The sequence below is a fragment of the Humibacter ginsengisoli genome (assembly GCF_054780095.1).
Genome location: NZ_BAAGWZ010000002.1, coordinates 193814 through 218994 on the forward strand (window position 1 = coordinate 193814; position 25181 = coordinate 218994).

Consider the following 25181-nt stretch of genomic DNA (forward strand, 5'->3'; position numbering starts at 1 on the left):
CGCGCGTTCAGTCCAGCGCTCGCACCTCGTCGACGGCGACCCGTATGAGGTGTTCGAGTTCGGCGGCGGACGTTCCGTCCCAGTCAGCGAGCGCGTGTCGGAAGGCGACCATCCCGACCCGGGCCGCCAGGGCCGCGGACCGCGCCGCGAAGCCGCGCACCGTCAGAGCCGCCGCGATCGATTCGATGAGCACGGCCGTCTTCGCGTGTGCACGCTCTTGCAACGCAGGCGTGACCTCGATGATCGCCTGACGTGAAACCGCGACGCATCTGCCTGCCACGAAGAGCGGCACGCTTGCTGTGAACGCACGAGTCAGTACATTCAGTGGAGAGTCACCCGGCGGCGCAGCCTCGATAGCACTGACAAGGGTGTCGCGGAGTTCGTCTTCACCGTCGAAGAGCACCTCGCGCTTGTCGGCGAAATGGCGGAAGTACGTGCGCTCCGTCACTCCCGCACGAGCCGCGATCTCCGCCGTGGTCGTCGAATCGAAGCCGTGTTCCCGGTAGAGCTCGAGCGCGGCCTCGCGCAATCGTCTGCGCGCGTCGGCGCCGCTTCGAGGCATGGGTCGATCATAGCGCCGATATGTCAGTCACTGTCGGAACGTGATAGCGTCAGTGACTGTCACTACACGTCGTGACGTACCCATCAAGTCAGGATTCAGCCATGCCCGCTATCACTTCCCGCGTTCTCCGCTTCCATGAGTACGGCGAGCCGTTGGATGTGCTCCGTCAAGAAGTCGCAGAAGTCGCAGATCCGCCTGCCGACCGGATTCGGGTGCGCGTCGCGGCGACGGGACTCAATCCCGCTGATTGGCAGATCTGCCGAGGGTTCATGGCCGGCTCGCTGCCACGCGGCGTCGGCTGCGACGTTGCAGGTCAGGTGGATGCCGTCGGCGAGAACGTGACGGATGTTGCGATCGGCGACGTGGTCGTCGGCTCCGCGGATTTCGCAGGTCAACCGAGCGCCGGAGCCGCCGACGTGGCGATCCTGCGCTCCTGGACGCGAATCCCCGACGGCCTCGATGCTCTTCACGCAGCAACGCTGCCCATGGTCGTCCAAACCGCCGTTTGGACCATCGATGCGATGGGCGTCGACTCGGACACCACTCTGCTGGTCCACGGCGCCGGCTCGATGGTCGGGTATGCGGCGGTGCAGGTCGCGCGTGGTCGCGGCGCGAACGTGATCGCGGCCGCCGGGTCCACCTTCGAGTCCGACCTCACCGGTTTCGGCGCACACGTCACGAGGTACGGCGAGGGAATGGTCGAGCGGGTGCGTGAGCTGGCGGCCGGCCCTGTGGACCTGGTGCTGGATGCAGCTCCGCCGGTAGCCGGCATCATCCCGACTCTGATCGAAACCGTGCGCGACCCCGGCGACGTCGTGACGGTCAGCAACCACGATGACGCGAGGCGGCTCGGTGCGCGAGTGAACCTGGACATGCTGCGCGCCAATGGCTGGCCGTCATACGACCCGACTGCCGAGTACGCGGCGAAGGCAGCCAAGGGCGAGTTCCGTCTGCCCATCGGGCACGTGTTCCCGCTCGACGACTGGCGCTCGGCTGTCGAGCTCAGCCTCTCGCGCGCGCCTCACGGAAAGATCGTGCTCATTCCGTGAACCATGTCGCCCTCGCCGAAGCGCTTGGAGCGCCACTCGTCACTGTGGATCTCAAGCTCGCCAGCGCAGGGAAGCTCTGGCGCGAAGTGATCGTCCCCGAATAGAGCGACAGCCGCTCACTCCTCGCCGAGCGCCGCCAGCTGTGCTTCCTCGTCGGCCTGGACGGCCGACTCGATGACAGGGTCGAGCGCCCCGTTCATCACCTGGTCGAGGTTGTACGCCTTGTACCCGGTGCGGTGGTCCGCGATGCGGTTCTCCGGGAAGTTGTAGGTGCGGATGCGCTCGGAGCGGTCCATGCCGCGGATCTGCGACCTGCGGGCATCCGATGCGGCCGCCTCCAGCTCCTCCTGCTGCTTGGCGAGCAGCCGAGCTCGAAGCACGCGCATTCCGGCCTCGCGGTTCTGGATCTGCGACTTCTCGTTCTGCATCGACACCACGATGCCGGTCGGGAGGTGCGTGATGCGCACCGCGGAGTCCGTCGTGTTCACGGACTGGCCGCCTGGCCCGGAGGAGCGGAACACGTCGATGCGGAGATCGTTCGGGTTGATCTCGATCTCTTCCGGCTCATCGACCTCGGGGAACACGAGCACGCCTGCGGTGGATGTCTGGATGCGCCCCTGCGACTCGGTCACAGGCACGCGCTGCACGCGGTGAACACCCCCCTCGTACTTCAGGTGAGCCCACGGCCCCTGTGCCGGGTCGGAAGAGCTGCCCTTGATCGCCACCTGCACGTTCGTGTAGCCGCCGAGATCGGTGTCGTCGTGCTCCAGGATCTCGGTCTTGAAGCCCTTCGACTCCGCGTAGTGCAGGTACATGCGCAGCAGGTCGGCGGCGAACAGGGCGGACTCCGCTCCCCCGGCTCCGGCCTTGATCTCCATGATCACGTCGCGGCCGTCGTCGGGGTCACGCGGGATCAGCAGCCGGCGCAGCTTCTCCTGAGCAGCGCTCAGCGACTCCTCGAGCGCCGGCACCTCCTCGGCGAACGCCGCATCCTCCTTGGCCAGCTCGCGCGCGGCATCCAGATCATCGCCCAGTCGCTTCCAGTGCTCGTGCGCCGCCTTGATCTGGCTGAGCTCCGCATACCGGCGGTTCAGCTTCTTGGCGCGCGCGGCATCCGCGTGCACGGCAGGGTCGGCGAGCTGCTCCTGCAGGGCCTCGTGCTCGTCAAGCAGGGACTGGATGGAATCGAACACCGGTGTCAGCGGTGGTCGTTCTCGTGCGCGTGCGAGTGAGCGACCGCGTGGCCACCGGTGGGCGCCGGGATCGACTTCTGCATCTGCACGAGGAACTCCACGTTGGAGCTGGTCTCCTTGAGCTTGCCGAGCACCACCTCGAGCGCCTGCTGCGGGTCGAGACCGGCGAGCGCACGACGCAGCTTCCAGGTGATCTTCACCTCGTCGGAGCTCATCAGCATCTCTTCGCGGCGGGTGCCGGATGCGTTCACGTCGACGGCCGGGAAGATGCGCTTGTCCGCCAGCTGGCGCGACAGACGCAGCTCGGAGTTGCCGGTTCCCTTGAACTCCTCGAAGATCACCTCGTCCATCTTCGATCCGGTCTCGATCAGCGCCGTGGCCAGTATGGTCAGCGATCCGCCGTGCTCGATGTTGCGCGCGGCTCCGAAGAAACGCTTCGGCGGGTACAGGGCCGAGGCATCCACTCCACCGGAGAGGATGCGACCGGATGCCGGGGCCGCCAGGTTGTAGGCGCGGCTCAGGCGCGTGATCGAGTCGAGCAGCACGACCACGTCGTGACCCAGCTCGACCAGGCGCTTCGCACGCTCGATGGCCAGCTCCGCGACGGTGGTGTGGTCCTCCGCTGGACGGTCGAACGTGGACGCGATGACCTCGCCCTTGACCGTGCGCTGCATGTCGGTGACCTCTTCTGGCCGCTCGTCCACGAGCACGACCATGAGGTGCACCTCGGGGTTGTTCGTCGTGATCGCGTTCGCGATCTGCTGCATCACGATCGTCTTGCCGGCCTTCGGCGGCGCCACGATCAGCCCGCGCTGGCCCTTTCCGATCGGGGCGACGAGGTCGATGATGCGCTGGGTGAGCTTGGCCGGCTCGGTCTCGAGCCGCAGCCGCTCCTGCGGGTACAGCGGAGTGAGCTTGTTGAACTCGACACGGGCGGCCGTCTCCTCGGCCGTCTGCCCGTTGACGGAATCCACCTTCACCAGCGCGTTGTACTTCTGGCGTCCGGTGTTCTCGCCCTCACGCGGCTGACGGATGGCTCCCACCACCGCGTCGCCCTTGCGCAGGTTGTACTTCTTCACCTGGCCGAGCGAGACATATACGTCGCTCGGGCCCGGGAGGTAACCGCTGGTGCGCACGAACGCGTAGTTGTCGAGCACGTCGAGGATTCCCGCGACGGGAATGAGCACGTCGTCTTCGAGGATCTCGGGCTCGACGTCGTCGGATGCCCCGCCGCGGCGCTTGCGATCGCGGTACCGGCTGCGTCCGCCGCGCTCGTCGTCCTGCGCCTGGCCGCCCTGCTTCTGCTGGTTCTGCTGGCCGCCCTGCTTCTGCTGCTTCGGCTGGTTCTGGTTCTGACCCTGCTCGCCGTCGTTCTGCTGGCCGCCCTGGTTGTTCTGCTGCTCGCGCTGGCCGTTCTGGTCGCCATCGCCACGCCGGTTCTTGTTACGGCCGCGGTTGCGCCGGCCCTGACGCGTCTGCTCACGCTGACCGTCGTCGGATGCCTGACCTTCGCCTGCACCGTGCTCGTCCTTGCCGGAGTCAGCGCCTTCGTTCGGCTGCTGGGCCTGCTCGGATGCGCCGCCTGCAGCGGAGGTCGCCTCACGCTCGTCGCGCCGCGCGGCGTCCTGCGGCCGGTCGTTCGTCTGAGCCTCGCCTCGCTCGGCGTCCGCCTGCTGCGAACCAGCGTCTTCGCCGAAGCCCGGCACGCCCGCTTCACCCGCGTTCACGTGCGCGGCCGCGGACACGGTGCGACCGCCGTCGACGCTCGTCACCCGGCGTGAACCGCGGCGGGTGCGCGTGGGCGGTGTTTGAAGGTCGAGCGCTGCCTGCAGCGCCGCCTCGGCCTCGGCTGCGCTGAGCTCGCTCTGCGGCTCGACGGAGACGTCTGCGTCTCCGCTCACTGCCTGAGACTCAGGGCTCGTCGCCTGAGGCTCAGGGCTCGCCGCCTGCCGCTCCGGCTCTACGACGGCGTCGAGCGTCGGGGCGGACTCGTCCGCTCCGCCGGCCGAGCGTGCAGCCTCGATAGCGGCGACGAGTTCGCCCTTGCGCAGCTTGGCCGCGCCGGCGACGCCGAGGCTGGTGGCCAGGGTCTGCAGCTGCGGAACGCGCAGGGCCGACAGGTCCGTGGTGGAGTCCACGCCATCGGCGTGGAGATTGACATCAGTCACTGAAGAGGATTCCTTTCCTCCGGCGGGCATAGATGCGCCTCGCCCGGGGTGCGTGTCGTGTGATGGCCGTTACGAAACGTGTTTCGATCGCGTGCGTCGGGGATCGCCACGCGGTTTCGGGCAGGCAACGACAGCAATGAGTTACAAGAATTTCACCCGATGAACCAGATTCGCTTGATCTCGCGCCGTCTGGCTGGTGGGCCCAGTCTACCATCACCGGCATGCCCTCCTGGCCATCCACGCTCGGCACGGCGACACCCGATCGGGTGACCGCTCAGGGCGTCGCCTCCGCCCGGTGCACCGTCGCACCGAGGAAGTCGACGGCGAGCATGAGCGGCTGCCACCGGGTCTCTGCGCGGTCGGCGACGAGCTGCGCGGCAGCCAGGCGCTGGGCAGGATCGCTGCACAGCACCAAGATCGAAGGACCGGCCCCCGACACCACGGCGGGAAAGCCCGCGGCCCGGAGCTCGGCAATGAGGCGATTCGTCTCCGGCATCGCCGTCGCCCGGTAGTTCTGATGCAGCTTGTCTTCAGTGGCCGCCAGCAGCAGCTCCGGACTCTGCACGAGCGCGGCGACGAGCAGCGCCGACCGCGACACGTTGAACACGGCGTCCTCGTGCGGCACCGACTCCGGCTGCAGGCTGCGGGCGAGCGCCGTGGACATCACGTGCTCGGGCACGAAAACCAGCGGCGAGACGCCGCGATGCACGATCAGCTTCTTGTGCGAGGGGCCGCCCTGAGACATCCAAGCGATCGTCAGCCCGCCGAAGAGCGCAGGCGCCACGTTGTCGGGATGGCCCTCCAGGTCGGTCGCGAGCGCGAGCAGCCGGTCGGGACCGAGCTCGGCGATCCCCTCGAGAAGGCCCTTGGCCGCGACGATGCCCGCCACGATCGCAGCGCCAGACGAACCGAGACCGCGGCCATGCGGAATCGCGTTGTGAGCGACGAGCTCGAGCCCGGGCATCGGGATGCCTGCAGCTGCGAACGCGTGCGCGACCGAGCGCACGACGAGGTTCGACTCGTCTGTCGGAACGTCGCTCTCGCCCACGCCGTGCACTGTCACGTGCGCTCCCGGCTCCGCCCGCGCCGTCACCGTGAGCTCGTCGTAGAGCGCGAGCGCCAGACCGAGCGTGTCGAAACCGGGGCCCAGGTTGGCCGACGTGGCCGGAACCTTCACGCGCACGCTGCGGCCGATCGGGACCGGAGAGGTGCGGGCATCCGTCACGCCCGATTCCGGCGACTCCGATTCTGCAGGCACGGATGCCCCGCTCACGCGTCGCCCGACGGGCTCAGCCCGAGCACGTCGGCGATCTGCGCGGTGTCCACGGGCACGACCGTCGGCTGCACCTCGCCGCCACCTGCGGTGCGCAGCGCCCACTGCGGGTCCTTGAGCCCATGGCCTGTGACGGTGATCACGACGCGGGCGCCGGCCGGGATCGCGCCCGCCTCGGAGCGCTCCAGAAGCCCGGCGACGCCGATCGCGCTCGCAGGCTCGACGAAGATCCCCACCTCGGCGGAGAGGATGCGATGGGCGGCGAGGATCTGCTCGTCCTCGATCGAACCGAAGTAGCCGTTCGTGGTGTCGCGCGCCTTGAGCGCCAGTTCCCACGACGCCGGGTTGCCGATGCGGATGGCGCTGGCGATGGTCTCCGGTTCCTTCACCGGGTGCCCGAGCACGATCGGGGCGCTCCCCGCGGCCTGGAACCCGAACATGCGCGGCAGCTTCGTGGAAACGCCTCGCTCGACCTCCTCGGTGTATCCGCGCGTGTAGGCCGTGTAGTTGCCGGCATTGCCGACCGGGATGAAGTGGAAGTCGGGAGCATCCTCGAGCACCTCGACCACCTCGAACGCCGCGGTCTTCTGACCCTCGATGCGGTCGTTGTTCACCGAGTTCACGAGGTGCACCGGGTAGTTTGCGGCGAGGTCGCGGGCGATGTCGAGGCAGTCGTCGAATGTGCCTTGCACCTGCAGCAGCCGAGCGTTGTGCGCGATCGCCTGGCTCAGTTTGCCCATCGCGATCTTGCCCTCGGGCACGAGCACGACGGACTGGATGCCCGCATGGGTCGCGTAGGCGGCCGCCGACGCCGACGTGTTCCCCGTCGATGCGCAGATCACGGCTTTCGCGCCCTGCTCGACGGCCTTCGAGACGGCCATCGTCATGCCGCGGTCTTTGAAGGACCCTGTCGGGTTCATGCCCTCGAACTTGACGTGCACGTCGGCCCCGGTGCGAGCCGAGAGCGCGGGCGCCGGGATGAGCGGGGTGCCGCCCTCACCGAGCGTGACGATCGGCGTCGCCTCCGTCACGTCGAGACGGTCGGCGTATTCGCGCAGAACGCCCTGCCATTGGTGCGCCACGTCAGGCTCCTTCAACTCGTAGAACAGAGGTCACGGCCACGACCTCATCGCTGTCGCGGAGGGTGGCGACGGTCGCCGCGAGGGCGGATTCGAACGCGACATGCGTTCCGATCACCAGCGTAGCCGTGCCGGGTGGGGCATCCTGCCCGGTGGCCGGCGCCGAAGCAGCGGCGGAAGCAGCCGCCGCGGCGGGCGCAGAGGCCACGGTCTGGGTCACGGTCTCGACCGAGACGTCGTGCGTGGCGAATACGGCGGCGATGCGGGAGAGCACGCCGGGAGCATCCGTCACGAGCAGCGTGATCTGGTACCGCGTGCGCACCGCGCCGACATCGAGCACGGGCAGATCGGCGTGCGTCGACTCCGCCACTCCTGGACCTCCCACCACGTGTCGTCGTGCGGCCGAGACGACATCGCCGAGCACGGCGGATGCGGTCTGCAAGCCCCCAGCGCCCGCCCCGTAGAACATGAGGTCGCCTGCGGCCGCCGCCTGCACGAACACCGCGTTGTGCACGCCGCGCACCGCGGCCAGCGGATGCTCCCTGGGCACCAACGCGGGATATACCCGCGCAGAGACGCCCTCGCGGCCGTCGTCGCCGGTGACCCGCTCGCAGATGGCCAGCAGCTTGATCACGTACCCGCCGGCGCGAGCAGCATCAACCTGCTGCTTGCTGATGCCGGTGATGCCCTCACGGTGCACGGATGCCAACGGCACGGTGGTGTGGAATGCCAGCCCGGCCAGGATGGCCGCTTTCGCCGCAGCGTCGTAGCCCTCCACGTCGGCGGAGGGATCACTGCGCTCGGCATAGCCGAGTTCGGTCGCCGTCTCGAGAGCGGATTCCAGAGTGTCGCCGGCGGTGTCCATGCGGTCGAGGATGAAGTTGGTCGTGCCGTTCACGATGCCCAGGATGCGCTCCACCCTGTCGCCCGCGAGGCTGTCGCGCAGCGGCCGGATGATCGGGATCGCTCCGCCCACGGCGGCCTCATAGTAGAGCTGCGCACCGACCTGCTCTGCTGCCGCGAAGAGCTCGGCGCCGTGCTCGGCCAGCAGCGCCTTGTTGCCGGTGACGACATCCGCTCCCGAGGTGAGCGCGAGCAGCACGTACTCCCGCGCCGGGTCGATGCCGCCCATCAGCTCCACCACGATGTCGGCGCTCAGGATGAGCGAGCGCGCGTCAGTCGTGTAGAGCTCGCGCGGCAGGTCGGCGCGTCGCGGGGCATCCACTTCACGAACCGCGATGCCGACGAGTTCGAGTCCGGCGCCGACGCGGGCGGCGAGCTCGTCGCCGTGATCCAGCAGCAGCTTGGCGACCTGGGAGCCCACGGACCCGGCGCCGAGCAGCGCCACCTTGAGGGTGCGGTACTCGATCACTCTGCGTTCTCCTCAGCGTGTCCACGCTCCTGGCGATCGAGACGACCGCCGGCGTCGGCGTCGCGCCCGAGGCCCGAAACGGCCTCGGCTCCCAGCTGCAGTGCGCGAGCGCGCCCAAGCGGGCCCGGCGCATCCGTGCGGTCGACGTGGGTTCCGGGCAGCGCAGCCGAGTGGCGTGCGCCCAGGTCGCGGGCCAGGAGGTCGTCGACGGTCTCGCCTCGAACGAGCATGCGTGATGCACCGTCACGCACCGCGACGACCGCCGGCCGCGGAAGGTAGTTGTAATTGCTCGAAAGCGACCAGCAGTACGCGCCGGTGGCCGCGACGCCGATCAGGTCGCCCGGAGCGACATCTCCCGGCAGGTAGTCATCGTTCACGACGATGTCTCCGGACTCGCAATGCTTGCCCGCGACGCGCACGAGCACCGGATCCGCGGAAGACGCCCGTCCCAGGATGCGCGTCGAGTAGTCGGCACCGTACAGCGCCGTGCGGGCGTTGTCGCTCATGCCGCCGTCCACGCTGACGTAGAGCCGCCCGGCCGGTGTGCCATCGGCTTCGAGTGCGACGGGCTTTGTCGTGCCCACCGTGTAGAGCGTGATGCCGGCAGGCCCGACGATGTATCTGCCGGGTTCGAACGCGACGGTCGGCAGCGGGATCTGCGCCGCCTCGCACTCCGCGGCCAGCACGCTGGCGACGCGCTGGGCGAGATCCTCGATGCGATCGGGGTCATCGGCGGCGTTGTAAGCGATGCCGAATCCGCCACCGAGGTTGAGCTCGGGCACCTGGCCGCCTGCGAGCAGTCGAGCGTGCACGGCGATGAGGCGCGCGGCCGACTCCGCGAAGCCGTCGGCGCCGAAGATCTGCGACCCGATGTGGCAATGCAGCCCGACGAACTCGAGGCTGGAATGCGAGCGGATGTCTGCCACGAGCCGCTCGGCATCCTCCAGCGCCACCCCGAACTTCTGGTCTTCATGGGCTGTGGCGAGAAAGTCGTGCGTGTGCGCGTGCACGCCGGTGCGCACGCGCAGCCGCACCCGCTGCGAGCGGCCCCGCGCCGATGCCGCGGCCGCGACCCGCGGGATCTCCTGCTCCGAGTCGATCACGATGGTGCCCACTCCGGCGCCGACCGCCCGATCGAGTTCCTCGTCGGACTTGTTGTTGCCGTGGAAGCCGAGCCTGGAGGCATCCACCCCGGCGGCCAGCGCCACCGCGAGCTCACCGCCGCTGGCGACGTCGATACGCAGGCCGGCCTCCGTCATCCAGCGGGCGATGTCGGTGCTGAGGAAGGCCTTCCCCGCGTAGTACACCTCGGCCGCCGTGCCGACCCGCTCGAACGCATCAGTGAACGCGCGCCGCACTCGCTCGGCACGGGAACGCACATATTCCTCGTCGAGCACATACAGCGGAGTGCCGTAATCCGCCGCCAGCTCGTCGACGCGAACGCCGCCGATGACGGCGACCCCGTCGGCGTCTCTGTTCAGACTCGCCGGCCACACCTCAGTCGCGAACGCGTTCGCGTCGCCGGGGAGCTGCAGCCAGGCGGGGGCCAGCGGGTTGTCGGGCACGGTGGAGTCACCTCGAACTGGTCGGCGTGCTGGCGAGCGGACCCGGATTGGCCCCTGAAGCCGAAGAGGATTCCGCGCGATCGCGCGGGATAAGAAGTCTACCGGGGGCGGTATACCGACCGCGAAAACGGCGGCGTCACATTACGGGTTACCCGCAAGAGCCGCGCTTCTGCAGGGCGTCGCCACCGAGCACGAGGTCATCCGCCGACACCGTGACGGCAGCCGAGCGCTTCTCGATGGCGAGCCCCGTCGCATCCACGCCCTTCGGCAGGAATTGTGCGATGCAGATCGGGATGTTCGAGGGCACCAGGTCTTTCGCGAACCGGGTCACGTCGAATGCTCCGCCTCCCGCGGTGACGCTCACGCTGATCGGGGTCAGCACGATGGTGTCACCGTTCTGCAGGGTCGGGGCGACGGATGCCGTGTAGCCCACGTCGATGCCGAGAATCTTCCCGGTGCCCTTCAGACCCACCTCGTCGGTGTTCAGCGTCACCGTCGTGTTGTTCGGCAGCTCGACGAGGTTGTTGACGGCATCCTGCCCGATCACCATGGTGCCCTCGGCGTGCTGCACCGGCTTCGACATGTCGATGGGCACTCCGTGTGCGATCACCGAAGCACTGAGCTGGTTCCCCTGCAGCTGCACGTCGTGCGAGGTCAGCTCGACCTTCTCGAACTCCCCGGCGACGAGTTGCGCGATCACTGAGAAGCCGTCGATCTTGACCGACAGGTCCTTGGCCGTCACATCGGGCGGCAGCTCCTTCTCAATCTGCTCGCGCACCACGTTCTGAGCCACTTGCCGCAGCACGGCATCCGTGACGAAGTACAGCCCGATCAGCACGAGAAGGCCGCCGACGATCCACACCACCGCGAGCTGGGCGCGGTTCAGCCCGCTCCGGCCCGTGGAGTCATCCATTCGGGGCGGAGCTTCGGGACGTTCCGTGCTCACGCCGGATCGCCTCACATGCGCTCGGGAGCCGACACTCCCAGCAGGCCCAGTCCGTTGCGAATCACCTGCCCGGTGGCGTCGTTCAGCCACAGGCGGGTGCGGTGCAGGTCGGTCACCGGCTCGTCGCCGAGCGGGATCACCCGGCAGTTGTCGTACCACTTGTGGTAGAGCCCGGCGGCCTCCTCGACGTAGCGGGCGACGCGGTGCGGCTCGCGCAGCTCGGCCGCCATCGCGACGATGCGCGGGAACTCCTGCAGCGCACCCAGCAGCGCCGACTCCGTCTCGTGCGTGAGCAGCTCGGGGGCGAACGCGCTGCGCGTCACTCCAGCCGCCTCCGCGTTGCGAGCGACCGAGCGTGTGCGGGCGTGTGCGTACTGCACGTAGTACACGGGATTGTCGTTACTGTGCTTGGCGAGCAGGTCGAGGTCGATGTCGAGCGGTGAGTCGCTCGAGGAGCGCACCAGGGCGTAACGGCCGGCATCCACGCCGACGGCGTCGACGAGATCGTCGAGCGTGACGATCGTTCCTGCCCGCTTGCTCATGCGCACCGGCTCACCGTCTTTGAGCAGGTTCACCATCTGGCCGATGAGCAGTTGTAGATTGACGCCCGGCGTGTCACCGAATGCAGCCGCCATCGCCATCATGCGACCGACGTAGCCGTGGTGATCGGCGCCGAGCATGATGATGTTCTGATCGAACCCGCGCTCGCGCTTGTTCAGGTAGTAGCCGAGGTCTCCCGACATGTAGGCGGGTTCACCCGTGCTGCGGATGATGACACGGTCTTTGTCGTCGCCGAACTCCGTCGTGCCCAGCCAGATGGCGCCGTCCTTCTCATAGACATGCCCCAGCTCGCGAAGGCGCTGCACGGCATGGTCGACGGCTCCGGATTCGTGCAGGTCGTTTTCGTGGAAGTACACGTCGAAGTCGACACCGAAGCCGTGAAGCTTCTGCTTGATCTCGTCGAACATGAAGTTCGTGCCGAGATCGCGGAACACCTCCTGCTGGGCGGCACGGTCTAGGGATGCCAGATCGCCGTCGTATGCGGAGACCACCTTCGCGGCGATCTCGCCGATGTATGCCCCGCCGTAGCCGTTCTCCGGCGTCGGTTCCCCGAGGTAGCTGGCGAGGAGGCTGCGGGCGAACCGATCGATCTGCGATCCGTGGTCGTTGAAGTAGTACTCACGCGTCACGTTCGCGGCCTCGGCCTGCAGAATGCGGGCGAGGCTGTCGCCGACCGCAGCCCAGCGCACGCCACCCATGTGGATGGGACCTGTCGGGTTCGCCGAGACGAACTCGAGGTTCACGTTCACGCCGCGGTACAGGTCGCCGTGGCCGTACTCGTCGCCCGCGTCCACGATGGTCTTGGCGAGCGCGCCGGCCGCGGCGGCATCCAACCGGAAGTTGATGAAGCCTGGACCGGCCACCTGTGCCGAGGCGACGCCATCGAGCCTCTCGGCCTCGTGCGCGATCTCCTCCGCGAGCTCACGGGGATTCGCCCCGAGCGGCTTCGCCAGTCGCATGGCCGCGTTCGAGGCCCAGTCGCCGTGCTCGCGGTTCTTGGGTCTCTCCAAGCGGATGTCCGCGCGCACCAGAATCGGCTCTGTTTCGGTCGCCCCCTGCTCGCCGCGTCGACGGTCCACCACGCGCGTGACGATGGCGTACAACTGGTCGGCGAGCTGATCGGGATTCACGACGGCCAAGTCTATCGGCCGGGGTCTGGGCAGCCGGTGCAGCGAGTATCGACGTGCATCGCACGCCCATGAGGCACTCACAGACATGAGTCAGGTTGATTGTCGATCCGCGCGTGACCCCTTGCCGTCTTTCCGTCCACAGGGTTCGGCTTGAGTGGTTATCCACAGTCAAAAGGCCAGGTCGCAGGACGATTCGTGATGTCGGTGGTCGGGTTTAGCGTCGAAGACATGAACGGTGAAGGACTGCCGGATGCTGGGCTGGAGGGTCAGCTGTGGTGGGTGGATGCGATCGACGAGTCTTCGCTCGTCGACGAGGTGGAGTCTTCGTTCCGTAACGCGTCCGGGGCTTCCTCGTCAGAGGATGGGTTCGTGTCCTCGGCGGTCACGGTTTCGGGTGAGGAGGCGATCCGGTTCGCGTTGGATGATGCGGTCGGCTTGCAGACGATGGTGAACATCGAAGCGGCGCGGCAGATGTTCGCGATCCGGGAAGCGTTCCAGCTGGCACGCGAGGACCCGCGGATCTACGTCCCGGTGGGGATCACGGAGCGGGACCCGGAAGCGGATGAGGTGGACTTCGCTCTCCGGTCGGTCGCGTTCGATCTCGCGCACCGGTTGCATGTCAGCGAGAACACGGTGCGGAACCTGGCGTGGGAAGCAGAGGTCCTCACGACGTCGTTGCCGCGGTTGCGTGATCTGTTCTGCTTGGGTCGGATCAGTGTGCAGCATGTCCGCGCCGCGGTCGACTCGTCCACCGGACTCCCGGATGCTGTGCTGGGCATGTACGACGAACGTCTGGCCGGGATCGCCGAACGGGTGACCCCGGGAGTGTTGGGTCGTCGGGCGCGGCTGTTGCGGGAGCGGCTGTGTGCGGACACTCTGGAGCGGCGGCATGAGGAGGCCAGGAAGCGTCGCCGGGTGTGTGTGGAACCGGCCGAGGACGGCATGGGCTGGTTGTCGGTGTACGGGCCGGTGCTTCAGATCGCGCAAGCCGAAGCCCGGCTCACCGCGGAGGCGCGCCGGTTGCGTGCCCTGCCCGGTGAGAACCGCACCCTGGACCAGTTGCGTGCCGACCTGACCCTGCAACTGCTCACCACCGGCGGCACCACCTGCGACGGCACCGCCACCTGCGGCCACGAGGGCGACGCAACGGGTGTCGCACCGGTGAAGACCGGTGTCCAACCGTTCGTGCTGATCGATGCGGACGGCCGGTTCGCCGAGCTCCTGGGCTATGGTCCGATCCCGCCCAGTGTTGCCGGGAAAGCGTTACGGGACGCACCCTCGTTCCGGAAAGTGCTGGCGGACCCGATCCGGCCGGCACAGTTGAATCTGGACACGAAACGGTACCGGCCGACCCCGGATCAGCGGACCTGGCTGACGTTGAGGTACGGGTTGGACGAGGACGCCGCCCCCTACCTCCCGGTCGGGGTCACCACCGGCGCCGAGATCGATCATGTGATCGAACGACAACACGGCGGACCCACCAACGTGGCGAACCTGGCACCGTTGAAACCCCGGCTGCACCGGTTGAAAACCGTGACCGGGATCCGGTTGGACCCGAAACCCGACGGCGGCATCCGCGTCCGCACCCCCACCGGATACGACAGCGACCCACCACCCTTCTAAACGGCACGGATCTCCGTCGAGCACAACGGCTTCGTTGCCGAGAACCTGAGCGCAGACCCAGACTCGCACTTGCTAGTCTCGTCGGCACGCGTCCCCCACCGCCGTCGGAAGCATCCTTTATGCCTTCAGCTCGTCCCTGCAGTCGATCAGTGTCTCCTCTTGCGCGCCTTGCTCGGCAAGGTTCGGTGCGGGTTGCCGCTGCAACCGTGCTCGCGGCATCCGCTCTGCTGCTTGCCGGGTGTCAGGGCTCACCGTCACCGAGCGCCACGGCCACCGGGTCGGGCCGGGCGTCGGCATCCCACGCGCCCGCGTCGACGCCGAAGGCATCCTCGACGCCGAAGCCCAGGCCCACTCCGGTCACTCTGACGTGCGATCAGGTGCTCACTTCCGCCCAGCTCTCCGCACTGGTTCCGCCGCTCTCCCCCGCGTCGGAATTCAAGCCCGACAAAGGAACGGATGCCGCCAAAGCCGTCTCGTACGCCGGCGTCGCCTGCGGTTACAGGAACGCGTCGACGGGTAACACGGTCGCGGTCGCGATCGCACGTCCGGCGCAAGCAGATCTCACCGAACTGAACAACAAGGCGATCACGAGCAGCCATGTGGTGCCGACCTACGGCGTTCCGCCGAAGGTGATGGGCTACTTCACCGTGGATGCGTCGGTCGGTGTCGCGCAGGCCTTCACCGGAGGCTATTGGGTGACAGTCAGCTCGAAGGACTTCATCGAGCCGGGCGCCGCAGCTCCCGTGATGGCCGACGTGCTGGGCAACCTGCCTGGTTGAGGCCCGCCCGGTTGAATCGGGCCCGCGATCGGATGCTAGCCTTGACGGGCACTGAGCCCCCATAGCTCAGGGGATAGAGCGTCTGCCTCCGGAGCAGAAGGCCGAAGGTTCGAATCCTTCTGGGGGCACACCCTGCGGCTCCGACACGCACAATGGAGTGGGAGGGCGCATCGTGCAGGATTCAGCGGAAGAACGCGACAGATCGCTCATCCAGCCGGTCGCGGACGAGGGCGGCGACGCTGCCTGCTGGCTCAGTCACGTGTGTACGGAGTGCGGCGCTCTCGTCGAGGGAAGCACCGCCACCCCATGCTGGCGTTGCGGCGCGATCCACGATCCGAGCGCGTGACCGCCGCGCCCGAACGTCTGCGAGCGTGAGCTGGTGCCGGGCAGCGACTCAGCGCTGATCGGCTTGGCGCAGCTTCCGAATATCATCCGCTGTCATCTCCGGGGCATCTCCGTCGAGCCACAGCAAGCCCTCGCGCTGCACGCGCGCGCTGTCGCGCAGACGAGTTCGCGCCCAGTCCCGCTTTCCAGTGCGAACAAGGCTTCCGTCACTGATCGTGAGCTGTTCTTCGGGGTTGACGACGAGGCATCCGTCGACGCGAACCGCCTCCTGGGCCAGCAGGCGCCGCCGAGCCGACTGGCTAAGCTCGGGCCGGACGAGATTGAGCAAGTCGAGCACTGCGATCGTGTCCGTCGGGACGACAACGTCGCGAATGTCGCCGGGTACAGCGCCACCGGAGAAGACGCGCAGGAACGCTTCGCGCTCCCTCTGGGCCGCTGCGATCCCGTGGTAGCGCTCGACGACTGCGGCTGCCACAGTCAGCTTCGCATCTCGGGCAGCCCGCCCGCCTTCTCTCACCGCGGCTTCCAGTTGCTCAAGGTGCTCGTCACCGAGGGTCGTGTATGCCTGCGCCCAAGCGCTAACCAGGTCGTCCGAGAGACTCATCATCTTGCCGAACTTATCGACCGGGGTATCGGTGAGCGCGACGTAGTTGCCTAGCGACTTCGACTGTTTGGGGCCGCCGTCGAGCCCAGGAGTGATGACGGTGGTGATGATTGCCTGGGGCTGTGCTCCAAGGCGCTGTTGGTATTGGCGCCCCATCATCTCGTTGAACAGCTGGTCGGAACCGACGATGGTCAGGTCGCTGTTCATGGCGAAGCTGTCGTACCCCTGAAGCACCGGGTAGGTCAGCTCATGCAGAGCAATCTCGCGCCCCTGTCGGATGCGCTCGCGAAACATGTCGCGCGCCATGAGCTGCGCCTGGGTGGTCATGCTGAACAGGCCGAGGAGCTGTGGGATCGGCATTGACCCGAACCACTCAGAGTTGCGTCGCACCTCGAAGACCCCAGGATCGGTGTCAAGCACGATCGAGACCTGCTCAAGGAACGCCTGTGCATTCTCCTCGATCGCCTCGCGGGCAAGCACGGGGCGAGTCTCGCTCTTGCCGGTCGGGTCGCCCACCTGCGTCGTCAGGTCGCCGAGCAGAAAGACGACCTTATGACCTCGCTCCTGCAGATGCCGCATGAGCCAAAGGTTCACAGCGTGACCGAGATGCAAGTCGGGCGCAGTCAGATCGACGCCGTATTTGATCCTCAGCTGCTTGCCGCTTTCCAATCGGCGCCTGAGTGCCGCTTCATCAACGATCGAGTCGATCGTTCGCCACATCGGACCGAGAACGTCATCTGCGCGCGACATTCGCTTTTCCTCTCCATCAAGCGAGAGGGATAGACGGCCCAGAGCCTCCCGCGGATACACGAAAGGCAAGGACGATCGTCCTTGCCTTGGGCTCTGACCAGATTCGAACGCGCGTTATGCGGCTCCGGCTCTGACCAGAGCCGGGAGATACACGGAAACACGCGTAACCATCGCCAAAACGGTAGCACGCGACCGTCCATCTCATGGTTCGTGTGGTCGCCACGAGCATGTCCGAATGCCAACTTCAGTTCGTCACTACACAGCCCGAAACCCTACGTGTACTCGACCTGCGAGGCCGGGCTCGGTGAGCCCGCCCCCGTCGTGCTGAGGCGTCGCAATGCGACGAGATCGAAGATGTGCAGCGCGATAGACAACGGCACTGCAGTGGCGGGGATGAGCACCAGCGGCAAGACCGTCAGTTCCGCGCTCGTGGGCGAGACATTGATCAGCTGCGCTGTTGCACTGAGCCCGGTCAATGCGCCCAGGACCAGCGCGACGGTGAGATCGAGCAAGCCGTAGATGTTGAACCAGACGGCGGCGCCGCGGTAAGAGCCTGTCGCAACGCGACGCATGACGAACGGCGCGGTGAGGCCGATCGCAATGTCGCCGAGACCCGCGGGCAGGGCGAACAGCCATGGAAGACCCCCGAACAGCATCGCCAATAGGAAGATCACGCCCGCAACACGCAGCGCCTGCGGAGCAATCAGAGCGGATGCCGCACCTGACCCCCTGAGAGCGCGCGCGACAACAGGTACTCGCGACCAGGCGAGCACGATGGCGAGCCACAGCGCCGCTGCGATCGGCATTGCAACGGTCATGCGTGAGAACACGCCGGCAGCCGATCCCCAGCCGAGCGCGATCATCCAGCCCACTGCGACGAGGGCCGAGGCGATCACCGTGGCTGTGGCGGTGCGCAGGCTCGTGCCATTCGCGCGTGCGCCGCTGTACACGACCACGAGTGCGGCCGCGGGGATGCCGAGCACCGGCACTGCGACCAGGACGAAGAAGAATCCGGGCAGCGACGTCATGAGCAAACCCTCACCTGGACGTGGTGTTTCATATCGAACATGATGTTCGACTATGCTCGACATGATCCCGGCCCGACAGAGTCAATCGGACTGAGTCGTCGCTTTCCGAACGCACCAGCGAATCCGTCCAGAAACCGCGAGCGGTCGAGACGAAGGAGAAGGTATGCCGATCGTCGTGGAAGACCGCAGAGTGCGGCGGTCGAAGACCCTGATCAGCCATGCGTTCACGGAGCTCGTGCTCGAGAAGGACTACGGGCAGGTGACCGTTCAGGACATCATCGACCGAGCAGATGTCGGCCGCTCGACGTTCTACGCTCACTTCCGTGACAAGGAGTCGGTGCTGCTCTCCTGCTTCGACGAGGTCGAGGCGGCATTGGCGAGCATGTACTCCGGAACCTCAGCACCGACATCAGCGTCCACGCCGTCGCGCGTGCTCCTGGATCACGCCTGGGAGCATCAACGCGTCTACCGCGCAATCTGCGCGAGTTCGGCGAGCGGTATCGTCCAGCGCCACCTTCGCCGCATCCTGCTCCCCGTTCTCGACCGCTTCCTGCCCTCTGCAGGCAAAAGTGACGAGACCGCGATCGCACGCGAGTTCTACCTCAGCGCCGTCATCGGTGTGCTCATCTGGTGGGTGTCGACAGATTTCCGGGTCGCTCCGGCCGACGTCGCCGACGAAATCCAACGGCTGGCGGCGAGCGGACTATGGCAGGAAGCCGGCACCGATCCTCTGCTCACTCGCTGACGAAGTCGATGAGCTCCTCAACACGCCCGAGGAACGCAGGCTCGAGGTCACGGTAGGTCGACACGGTGGAGAGGATGCGCTTCCACGCCCTGGCGATGTCCGCTTGGTCGCGATGCGGCCAGCCAAGAGACGCGCAGATCCCCTTCTTCCACTCGATGTTCCTCGGGATCTGCGGCCACGCCTTCATGCCCAGTCTTTCGGGCTTCACCGCCTGCCAGACATCGATGTACGGATGCCCGACGATCTTCACGTGCGCGCCGTGCGGCCCGCGGGCGACGGCATCCGCGATCCTGCTCTCCTTGGAGCCCGTCACGAGGTGGTCGACGAGCACACCGATGCGCTTGCCGTGCCCCGGCCGGGTCTCGTCGAGGATGCCTGCCAGGTCGTCGACGCCGCCCAGGTACTCGACGACCACACCCTCGACCCGCAGGTCGTCGCCCCACACCTTCTCGACCAGCTCGGCGTCGTGCCTGCCCTCGACGAAGATGCGGCTGGCGCGGGCGACGCGCGCCGGCACATCCTTCACCGCTAGCGAACCGGAAGCGGTGCGCACCGGCCCCTTCGGCTTGGCCGCCTGCGGTGCCACGAGCACGACGGGTTTTCCGTCGATGAGGTAGCCGCTGCCGAGCGGGAAAGCGCGCACCTTGCCGAAGCGGTCCTCCAGCTGCACGAGCCGGTTCTCGATTCCGACGATCGCGCCGGTGAATCCGGTGTCGGCCAGCTCGACGACGAGGTCGTTCTCGGCCGCCACGGTCTTCGGTTGCTGGATGCCCCTGGCACGCCAGTTGCCGGAGAGCACGTCGGATCCATATGGGTCGTCGAAGGTCACCGGTACACGGTACGAGGTGCCGGCCAGGTCTGGAGCGAGACGTGCCGAGGCATCCCTGCCAGGATCGATGCATGGCTTCGAAGACGATACTTTTCATCGGCGGCACCGGCACCATCAGTTCGGCGTGCGTGGCGCGCGCCGTCGCACATGGGGCATCCGTGACGGTGCTGAACCGGGGCGAGTCCCACCTGCGCCCACTGCCGGACGGCGTGGAGGAGCTGCGTGCAGACATCCGCGACGCCGCCTCCGTGGATGCCGCGCTCGGCTCGCGCGAGTTCGATGTCGTCGCGGAGTTCCTCGCGTTCACGCCAGAGCACGTTGCCGCCGACATCGCACGGTTCGCGGGGCGCACGGGCCAGTACGTGTTCATCAGCTCAGCCAGCGCCTATCAGACGCCGCCGGAGCGGCTGCCGGTCACGGAGTCGACTCCGCTGCGGAACCCGTTCTGGACGTATTCGCAGAACAAGATCGCGTGCGAGGACCTGCTTGTGCGCGAGTACCGCGAGAACGGGTTTCCGGCCACGATCGTTCGGCCCTCGCACACCTATGACCGCACCTCCATCCCGACCATGGGCCACTGGACCGACATTGCCCGCATGCGCGCGGGCAAGCCGGTCGTCGTGCACGGCGACGGCACGAGCCTGTGGACTATCACCCACAACACCGACTTCGCGGTCGCGTTCCACGGGCTGCTGGGCAACCCGCTCGCGGTGGGCGATACGTTCCACATCACCGGCGATCACGCACCGACCTGGAACCAGATCTACACCTGGCTCGGCGAGGCAGCCGGGGTGCAGCCGGTACTCGCGCACGTGGCATCCGACACGATCGCGCGCCTCGAGCCTGACCTCGGTCCCGGGCTCATCGGCGACAAGGCGAACTCGATGGTGTTCGATAACAGCAAGGTGAAGTCGCTCGTGCCCGAGTTCGCCACGACCGTCACGTTCGATCGGGGTGCGGCGGAGATCGTCGAGTGGTACGACGCGCACCCGGACCGGCAGCACTTCGACCCCGACCTGGACGCCTCGTTCGAACGGATGCTCGCGACGATCCCCTCCGCCTGACGAGTTCCTGCCGTTCATAACTCCTGCAATTCCCTCGGTGGCCACCGTCGGCGATCCCGATAACGGGCGCAGGCGGATCGATGGATCAAGCGGCACCACCGAGTTGCAGGAGTTATGAACATGGCGGAGCGGGAATGAAGCTCGTGCGCATCCGGTTGCCGCTGCCATGACGACCATCGGACTCATCGGAGCAGGACACATCGGATCACAGATCGCCCGCCAGGCGGTCGCGCACGGGTATGACGTGGTGGTGAGCAACTCCCGCTCGCCCGAGACACTCGCGGACCTCGTGGCCGAACTCGGTGAGCACGCGCGGGCAGCGACAGCGGCCGAAGCGGCACAGGCCGCGGACATCGCGGTGGTCACCATACCGTTCAACGCGATCGAGAAGGTGCCGGCCGAGCCGCTCGCCGGCAAGCCGGTCATCGACACGAACAACTACTACTGGGAGCGCGACGGGCACCGGCCAGAGCTCGACGATTTCAGCGAGACGAGCTCCGGTCAGCTGCAGCGCCACCTGGCGGGAGCACACGTGGTGAAGGCGTTCAACCACATCTTCGCCTCCGCGATCACCGAGGAAGCCCAGGATGCCGGCACTACGGACCGACGCGCACTCGCGATCTTCGGCGACGACACAGCGGCCAAGCGCACCGTCTCCGAGTTCATCGACACGATCGGGTTCGACGTGGTCGACGGCGGATCTCTCGACGAGAGCTGGCGCATCCAGCGCGACACCCCCGGATACGGACCGCGGATGACCGCGGACGAGCTGCGCGCAGCCCTCGTCGCGGCGACGAAGTGACGCGCCGGTCTCGAGCAGAAGCGGGGCTAATCTGAACCCCGTGCCGACTCGCTTTCTGATCGTCCCTCAGTGGCAGGGGTCCAGTTCGTCGCGGGCGATGCAGTTGCTGGACGGCGCGACGGCCATCGCCGGCGACCTGCCGGCATCCGCCACCACGACCGTCGACGTGCCGATGGAGGCCGGCGAGTCGCTCGGCACGGGCGTGCACCGATTGTCGTCGATCGCCGCGATCCGGGATCGCGCGCTGGCGGCGCTCACCGAGCTGTCCGCGATCGGCGACGGCACGATCGTCACAATCGGCGGCGACTGCGGGGCGGAACTGGCGAGCGTGGAGCACGCCGTGGCATCCCGCGAGCAGGGCAGTGTCGCGCTCGTGTGGCTGGATGCGCACGCCGACCTGAACACGCCGGAGACCTCGCCCTCCGGCGCGTTCCACGGCATGGTGCTGCGCGCCCTGCTCGGCGAAGCGCCTGAGCCGTTGGCCGCGACAGGATCCGCGAAGCTGTCGCCGCAGAGCGTCGTGCTGGCCGGAACGCGGGAACTCGACGACGGCGAGGCGACGTACGTGGATGAGGCAGGCATCCGGATGCTGTCGCCGGACCGCCTGCACACCACCGACTCGCTGGTGTCCGCCGTGGAGGCGACCGGCGCCACCGCGGTGTATGTGCACGTCGATCTGGACGTGCTGGACCCTGGTTCTGTCTCGGGCGTGCAGTTCCCGGAGCCGTTCGGGCTCACGCCAGACGAACTCGTGGCGGCGATCCTCGCCCTACGCGGCCGTTTCGAATTGGCCGGGGCCGGCATCATGGAGTTCGCGCCGCGGAGCCCGGATGCCGCCTCGGACGACCTGCCGGTGATCCTGCGCATTCTCGGCGCGCTCACCAAACAAAACCCGTAGGGCGTCACTCTTCGGCGGTACATGCTCGGGAGCGCGCCGATAGTCTGCCCCAATGAGCGAGATCGAATACGACGTCGTCGTCATCGGCGGCGGTGCGATCGGTGAGAACGTCGCGGACCGCGCCGTGCAGGGCGGGATGCGCACCGTGCTGGTGGAGTCCGAACTGGTCGGAGGCGAGTGCTCGTACTGGGCGTGCATGCCTTCGAAGGCTCTGCTGCGCAGCGGAGCGCTGTTGCGCACGACGCGGAACGTGGACGGCGCGAAGCAAGCCGTCGCAGGCGACCTCGATGTGGCGGCCGTGCTGCGTCGACGGGACAAGGTGACCAGCCACTGGAAAGACGACGGCCAGGTCGAGTGGCTGAACGGCGCGCACATCGATCTCGTACGGGGCCACGCCCGCCTGACAGCGCCGAAGCGCGTCGAGGTGACCGGCGCAGACGGCGGGATCACCACGCTCGTCGCCAAGCGCGCGGTGGCGGTGTGCACCGGATCCGCGTCGATGCTCCCCGATGTCCCCGGCCTGATCGACGCCGATCCGTGGACCAGTCGCGACGCGACAAGCGCCCAGGAGATCCCGTCGTCGCTGGCGATCGTCGGCGGAGGTGTCGTCGCCGCCGAGATGGCCACCGCGTACGCCGGATTCGGCGTGGACGTGACGGTGATCGCGCGCAGCGGGCTGCTGGGCAAGAACGAGCCGTTCGCGGGCGAGCTCGTACAGCAGTCCCTCGAGGAACTCGGAGCGAAGGTTCTCATCGGCGTCTCTCCCGTGCGGCTCACGAGGGATGAGACGGATGCCGTCACCATCGAACTGGACGACGGCGGCCGGGTCACGGCCGAGGAGGTGCTGGTGGCCACCGGCCGCGTTCCGCAAACCCAAGACCTCGGGCTCGAGAACGTCGGTCTGACCTCTGGCGACTGGCTGAAGGTCGACGACTCGATGCGGGTACTCGATGCCGACGGGGATGTGCTCGACGGTGCGGGCGAGGATGCCTGGCTGTACGCCGTCGGCGACGTCACGCACCGCGCACTCCTCACCCACCAGGGCAAGTACGACGCCCGCATCGCCGGGGACGCGATCGCGGCCCGCGCCGCGGGCAGGACGCTGTCGCTGACGCCGTGGTCCACCTACGCCGCAACCGCCGACCATGCAGCAGTTCCGCAGGTGACGTTCACCGATCCCGAGGTGGCATCCGTCGGGCTGAGCGCCGCGGAGGCGGAGAAGGCGGGCATCCGCACCAGAGTCGTCGACTACGACATCTCGCAGGTGGCCGGGGCGACGATCGCGAGCGACAGGTACGTCGGCAAGGCGCGCATCGTGGTCGACGAGGATCGCAAGGTTCTGGTCGGCGCCACGTTCGTGGGGCTCGAGGTGGGCGAGCTGCTGCACTCGGCCACGGTCGCGATCGTGGGCGAGGTCACGATCGACCGGCTGTGGCACGCGGTGCCGTCGTATCCGACCCTCAGCGAGGTGTGGCTGCGGCTGCTCGAGTCGTACGGCCGCCCCACCGAATGATCCCACCGGCATGAGCACCGCGCCATCGCATGCGCGCCGTGTCGCGCGGTCGCTACGCGCGGCGCTCAGCGAGTACCGGCGCCTGCCGAGACTGTTGCTGGTCGACTCAGCGTTGTCCAACCTCGGTTACCGCTATGCCACCGCCGTCGGTTTCGTCTGGGGCTTCCTCTGGAGCGTGGGCCGCGTCGAGCGACGCGAGGGACTGTGGGTTTTTCGTGAGATGCCGCGTCGCACCTTCGGCAGAGGAGGCTCCTGCGTCGGCGGCTGCTACTTCACCGACCACAACGTCACTGACGACGTGCTCGAGCACGAAGCCGTGCACAAACGACAGTGGCAGCGATACGGCATGCTGTTCCCGGTGCTGTACGGGCTTGCGGGACCTGACCCGCAGCACAACCGATTCGAGATCGAGGCGGGCCTCGAGAAGGGCGGATACCGGTGAGCGACCACGAGCCGGCGGAGGGGCGAGCGCGCACGATCGTGATCACCGGTGCCAGTTCGGGCATCGGCGAGAGCGCCGCGGCAACGCTGGCGCAGCAGGGCGCGCACGTGGCCGTCGTCGGCCGCAACGCGGAACGCACTCGGGCGGTGGCCGACCGGATCGGCGCGGATGCCTTCATCGCCGATTTCGAGCGACTGGATGACGTACGCCGGTTGGCATCCGAGCTGCTCGACCGTCTCGAACGCATCGACGTGCTCGCCAACAACGCCGGAGGGCTCTACCACGAGCGCGCGATGACCGCGGACGGGCACGAGCGCACCATCCAGACCAACCACTTCGCCCCGTTCCTCCTCACGCACCTGCTGCGCGATCGGCTGGTGAAGAGCGCGAAGGATGCGCCGGTCCGCGTCGTCAACACGGCAAGCATGGCCAACACGTTCGGATCGCTCGACCTCGACGACCTCGACTGGGAGAAGCGTCCCTGGCGAGGCGGATGGCAGGCGTACGGCACCTCGAAGCTGGCGGACATCCTCTTCGCACGGGAGCTCGGCGAGCGCCTCACCGGCACCGGCGTGACCGCATACTCGTTCCACCCGGGAACCATCGTGACGCGCTTCGGCGAGCAGTCGCCGCTCATCAGATTCGGCAACCTCGTGACCGGCGGACGATACGGACGCACCGCCGACAGCGGCGCTGGACCGCTCGTCGCACTCGCCGGCGCCCGCACGGTCGGCGAACCGACCGGCACCTACTTCGACCGCTTCACCGCGAACGGCCGCGTGAACAAGCAGGCCCGCAATCCGCAACTCGCACGTGACCTTTGGACGGCGACGGAGCACATCCTCGGCCTTCAGCGCTAGC

General features: G+C 67.5%; 21 protein-coding genes, 1 tRNA gene and 1 pseudogene. 11 read left to right on the forward strand and 12 right to left on the reverse strand.

Going from position 1 to position 25181, the window contains the following annotated elements:
- Positions 1-7 precede the first annotated feature (7 nt).
- Positions 8-562, reverse strand: coding sequence for a TetR/AcrR family transcriptional regulator (locus ACYVI5_RS03290; protein ID WP_460578973.1), 555 nt, complete (start codon positions 560-562; stop codon positions 8-10).
- Between the two features lie 101 nt (positions 563-663).
- Here ACYVI5_RS03290 and ACYVI5_RS03295 point away from each other — a divergent pair, with 101 nt between their 5' ends.
- Positions 664-1611: an NADP-dependent oxidoreductase gene (locus tag ACYVI5_RS03295; RefSeq protein WP_460578974.1), complete on the forward strand. Its 948-nt coding sequence runs from the start codon at positions 664-666 to the stop codon at positions 1609-1611.
- A 116-nt stretch (positions 1612-1727) separates the two neighbouring features.
- Here ACYVI5_RS03295 and prfA read toward each other — a convergent pair whose 3' ends face one another.
- The 8 genes from prfA to argS all read right to left on the reverse strand — a co-directional run bounded on the left by prfA (position 1728) and on the right by argS (position 12898).
- Entirely contained in the window at positions 1728-2804 is a 1077-nt protein-coding gene (gene prfA / locus ACYVI5_RS03300) for a peptide chain release factor 1 (protein ID WP_460578975.1), read from the reverse strand.
- A 5-nt stretch (positions 2805-2809) separates the two neighbouring features.
- Positions 2810-5002: a transcription termination factor Rho gene (rho, locus tag ACYVI5_RS03305; protein WP_460578976.1), complete on the reverse strand. Its 2193-nt coding sequence runs from the start codon at positions 5000-5002 to the stop codon at positions 2810-2812.
- A gap of 244 nt (positions 5003-5246) precedes the next feature.
- Complete coding sequence (thrB, locus tag ACYVI5_RS03310; protein WP_460579215.1) at positions 5247-6197, reverse strand: homoserine kinase; 951 nt, start codon at positions 6195-6197, stop codon at positions 5247-5249.
- Positions 6198-6241: 44 nt separating this feature from the next.
- A complete protein-coding gene (gene thrC / locus ACYVI5_RS03315; protein ID WP_460531303.1) occupies positions 6242-7327 on the reverse strand; it encodes a threonine synthase in 1086 nt (361 codons plus the stop codon).
- Position 7328: 1 nt separating this feature from the next.
- A complete protein-coding gene (locus ACYVI5_RS03320) occupies positions 7329-8696 on the reverse strand; it encodes a homoserine dehydrogenase (protein ID WP_460578977.1) in 1368 nt (455 codons plus the stop codon).
- Positions 8693-10261: a diaminopimelate decarboxylase family protein gene (lysA, locus tag ACYVI5_RS03325; RefSeq protein ID WP_460578978.1), complete on the reverse strand. Its 1569-nt coding sequence runs from the start codon at positions 10259-10261 to the stop codon at positions 8693-8695. Before lysA ends, ACYVI5_RS03320 begins: the two co-directional genes overlap by 4 nt.
- Before the next feature lie 148 nt (positions 10262-10409).
- The gene (locus ACYVI5_RS03330) at positions 10410-11174 is read right to left on the reverse strand and encodes an LmeA family phospholipid-binding protein (RefSeq protein WP_460578979.1); all 765 of its coding nucleotides are present in this window, start codon (positions 11172-11174) and stop codon (positions 10410-10412) included.
- Positions 11175-11218: 44 nt separating this feature from the next.
- The gene (gene argS, locus ACYVI5_RS03335; RefSeq protein WP_460578980.1) at positions 11219-12898 is read right to left on the reverse strand and encodes an arginine--tRNA ligase; all 1680 of its coding nucleotides are present in this window, start codon (positions 12896-12898) and stop codon (positions 11219-11221) included.
- A gap of 228 nt (positions 12899-13126) precedes the next feature.
- Here argS and ACYVI5_RS03340 point away from each other — a divergent pair, with 228 nt between their 5' ends.
- The 3 genes from ACYVI5_RS03340 to ACYVI5_RS03350 all read left to right on the forward strand — a co-directional run bounded on the left by ACYVI5_RS03340 (position 13127) and on the right by ACYVI5_RS03350 (position 15428).
- Positions 13127-14521, forward strand: a complete 1395-nt coding sequence (locus ACYVI5_RS03340; RefSeq protein ID WP_460578981.1) for an HNH endonuclease signature motif containing protein — start codon at positions 13127-13129, stop codon at positions 14519-14521.
- A 377-nt stretch (positions 14522-14898) separates the two neighbouring features.
- On the forward strand, positions 14899-15300 hold the full coding sequence (locus ACYVI5_RS03345; RefSeq protein ID WP_460578982.1) for a hypothetical protein: 402 nt from the start codon (positions 14899-14901) through the stop codon (positions 15298-15300).
- Between the two features lie 55 nt (positions 15301-15355).
- Positions 15356-15428, forward strand: a tRNA-Arg gene (locus ACYVI5_RS03350).
- A 266-nt stretch (positions 15429-15694) separates the two neighbouring features.
- Here the strand turns inward: ACYVI5_RS03350 and tyrS are convergent.
- Entirely contained in the window at positions 15695-16999 is a 1305-nt protein-coding gene (gene tyrS / locus ACYVI5_RS03355) for a tyrosine--tRNA ligase (protein ID WP_460578983.1), read from the reverse strand.
- Between the two features lie 272 nt (positions 17000-17271).
- Positions 17272-18027, reverse strand: a complete 756-nt coding sequence (locus tag ACYVI5_RS03360) for a hypothetical protein (protein ID WP_460578984.1) — start codon at positions 18025-18027, stop codon at positions 17272-17274.
- A 163-nt stretch (positions 18028-18190) separates the two neighbouring features.
- Between ACYVI5_RS03360 and ACYVI5_RS03365 the strand changes: the two genes are divergently transcribed.
- A complete protein-coding gene (locus tag ACYVI5_RS03365; protein WP_460578985.1) occupies positions 18191-18772 on the forward strand; it encodes a TetR/AcrR family transcriptional regulator in 582 nt (193 codons plus the stop codon).
- Here ACYVI5_RS03365 and ACYVI5_RS03370 read toward each other — a convergent pair.
- Entirely contained in the window at positions 18762-19601 is an 840-nt protein-coding gene (locus tag ACYVI5_RS03370; RefSeq protein WP_460578986.1) for a DUF3097 domain-containing protein, read from the reverse strand. The two genes, ACYVI5_RS03365 and ACYVI5_RS03370, sit on opposite strands and share 11 nt — an antisense overlap.
- Positions 19602-19672: 71 nt before the next feature.
- Between ACYVI5_RS03370 and ACYVI5_RS03375 the strand changes: the two genes are divergently transcribed.
- From ACYVI5_RS03375 to ACYVI5_RS03400, 6 genes and pseudogenes are all read left to right on the forward strand, one after another.
- On the forward strand, positions 19673-20665 hold the full coding sequence (locus ACYVI5_RS03375) for an SDR family oxidoreductase (protein ID WP_460578987.1): 993 nt from the start codon (positions 19673-19675) through the stop codon (positions 20663-20665).
- Positions 20666-20822: 157 nt separating this feature from the next.
- Positions 20823-21467, forward strand: a pseudogene (locus ACYVI5_RS03380) (NADPH-dependent F420 reductase); the annotation flags it as partial.
- 40 nt (positions 21468-21507) lie between these two features.
- On the forward strand, positions 21508-22365 hold the full coding sequence (locus ACYVI5_RS03385; RefSeq protein WP_460578988.1) for an arginase family protein: 858 nt from the start codon (positions 21508-21510) through the stop codon (positions 22363-22365).
- A 52-nt stretch (positions 22366-22417) separates the two neighbouring features.
- Positions 22418-23878 carry a dihydrolipoyl dehydrogenase family protein gene (locus tag ACYVI5_RS03390; RefSeq protein ID WP_460578989.1) on the forward strand — a complete coding sequence of 487 codons (1461 nt, stop codon included), beginning with the start codon at positions 22418-22420 and terminating at the stop codon, positions 23876-23878.
- 10 nt (positions 23879-23888) lie between these two features.
- Positions 23889-24320, forward strand: coding sequence for a Fe-S oxidoreductase (locus tag ACYVI5_RS03395; protein WP_460578990.1), 432 nt, complete (start codon positions 23889-23891; stop codon positions 24318-24320).
- Entirely contained in the window at positions 24317-25180 is an 864-nt protein-coding gene (locus ACYVI5_RS03400) for a Rossmann-fold NAD(P)-binding domain-containing protein (RefSeq protein ID WP_460578991.1), read from the forward strand. The genes ACYVI5_RS03395 and ACYVI5_RS03400 overlap by 4 nt, the downstream gene beginning before the upstream one ends.
- Position 25181: the final 1 nt, after the last annotated feature.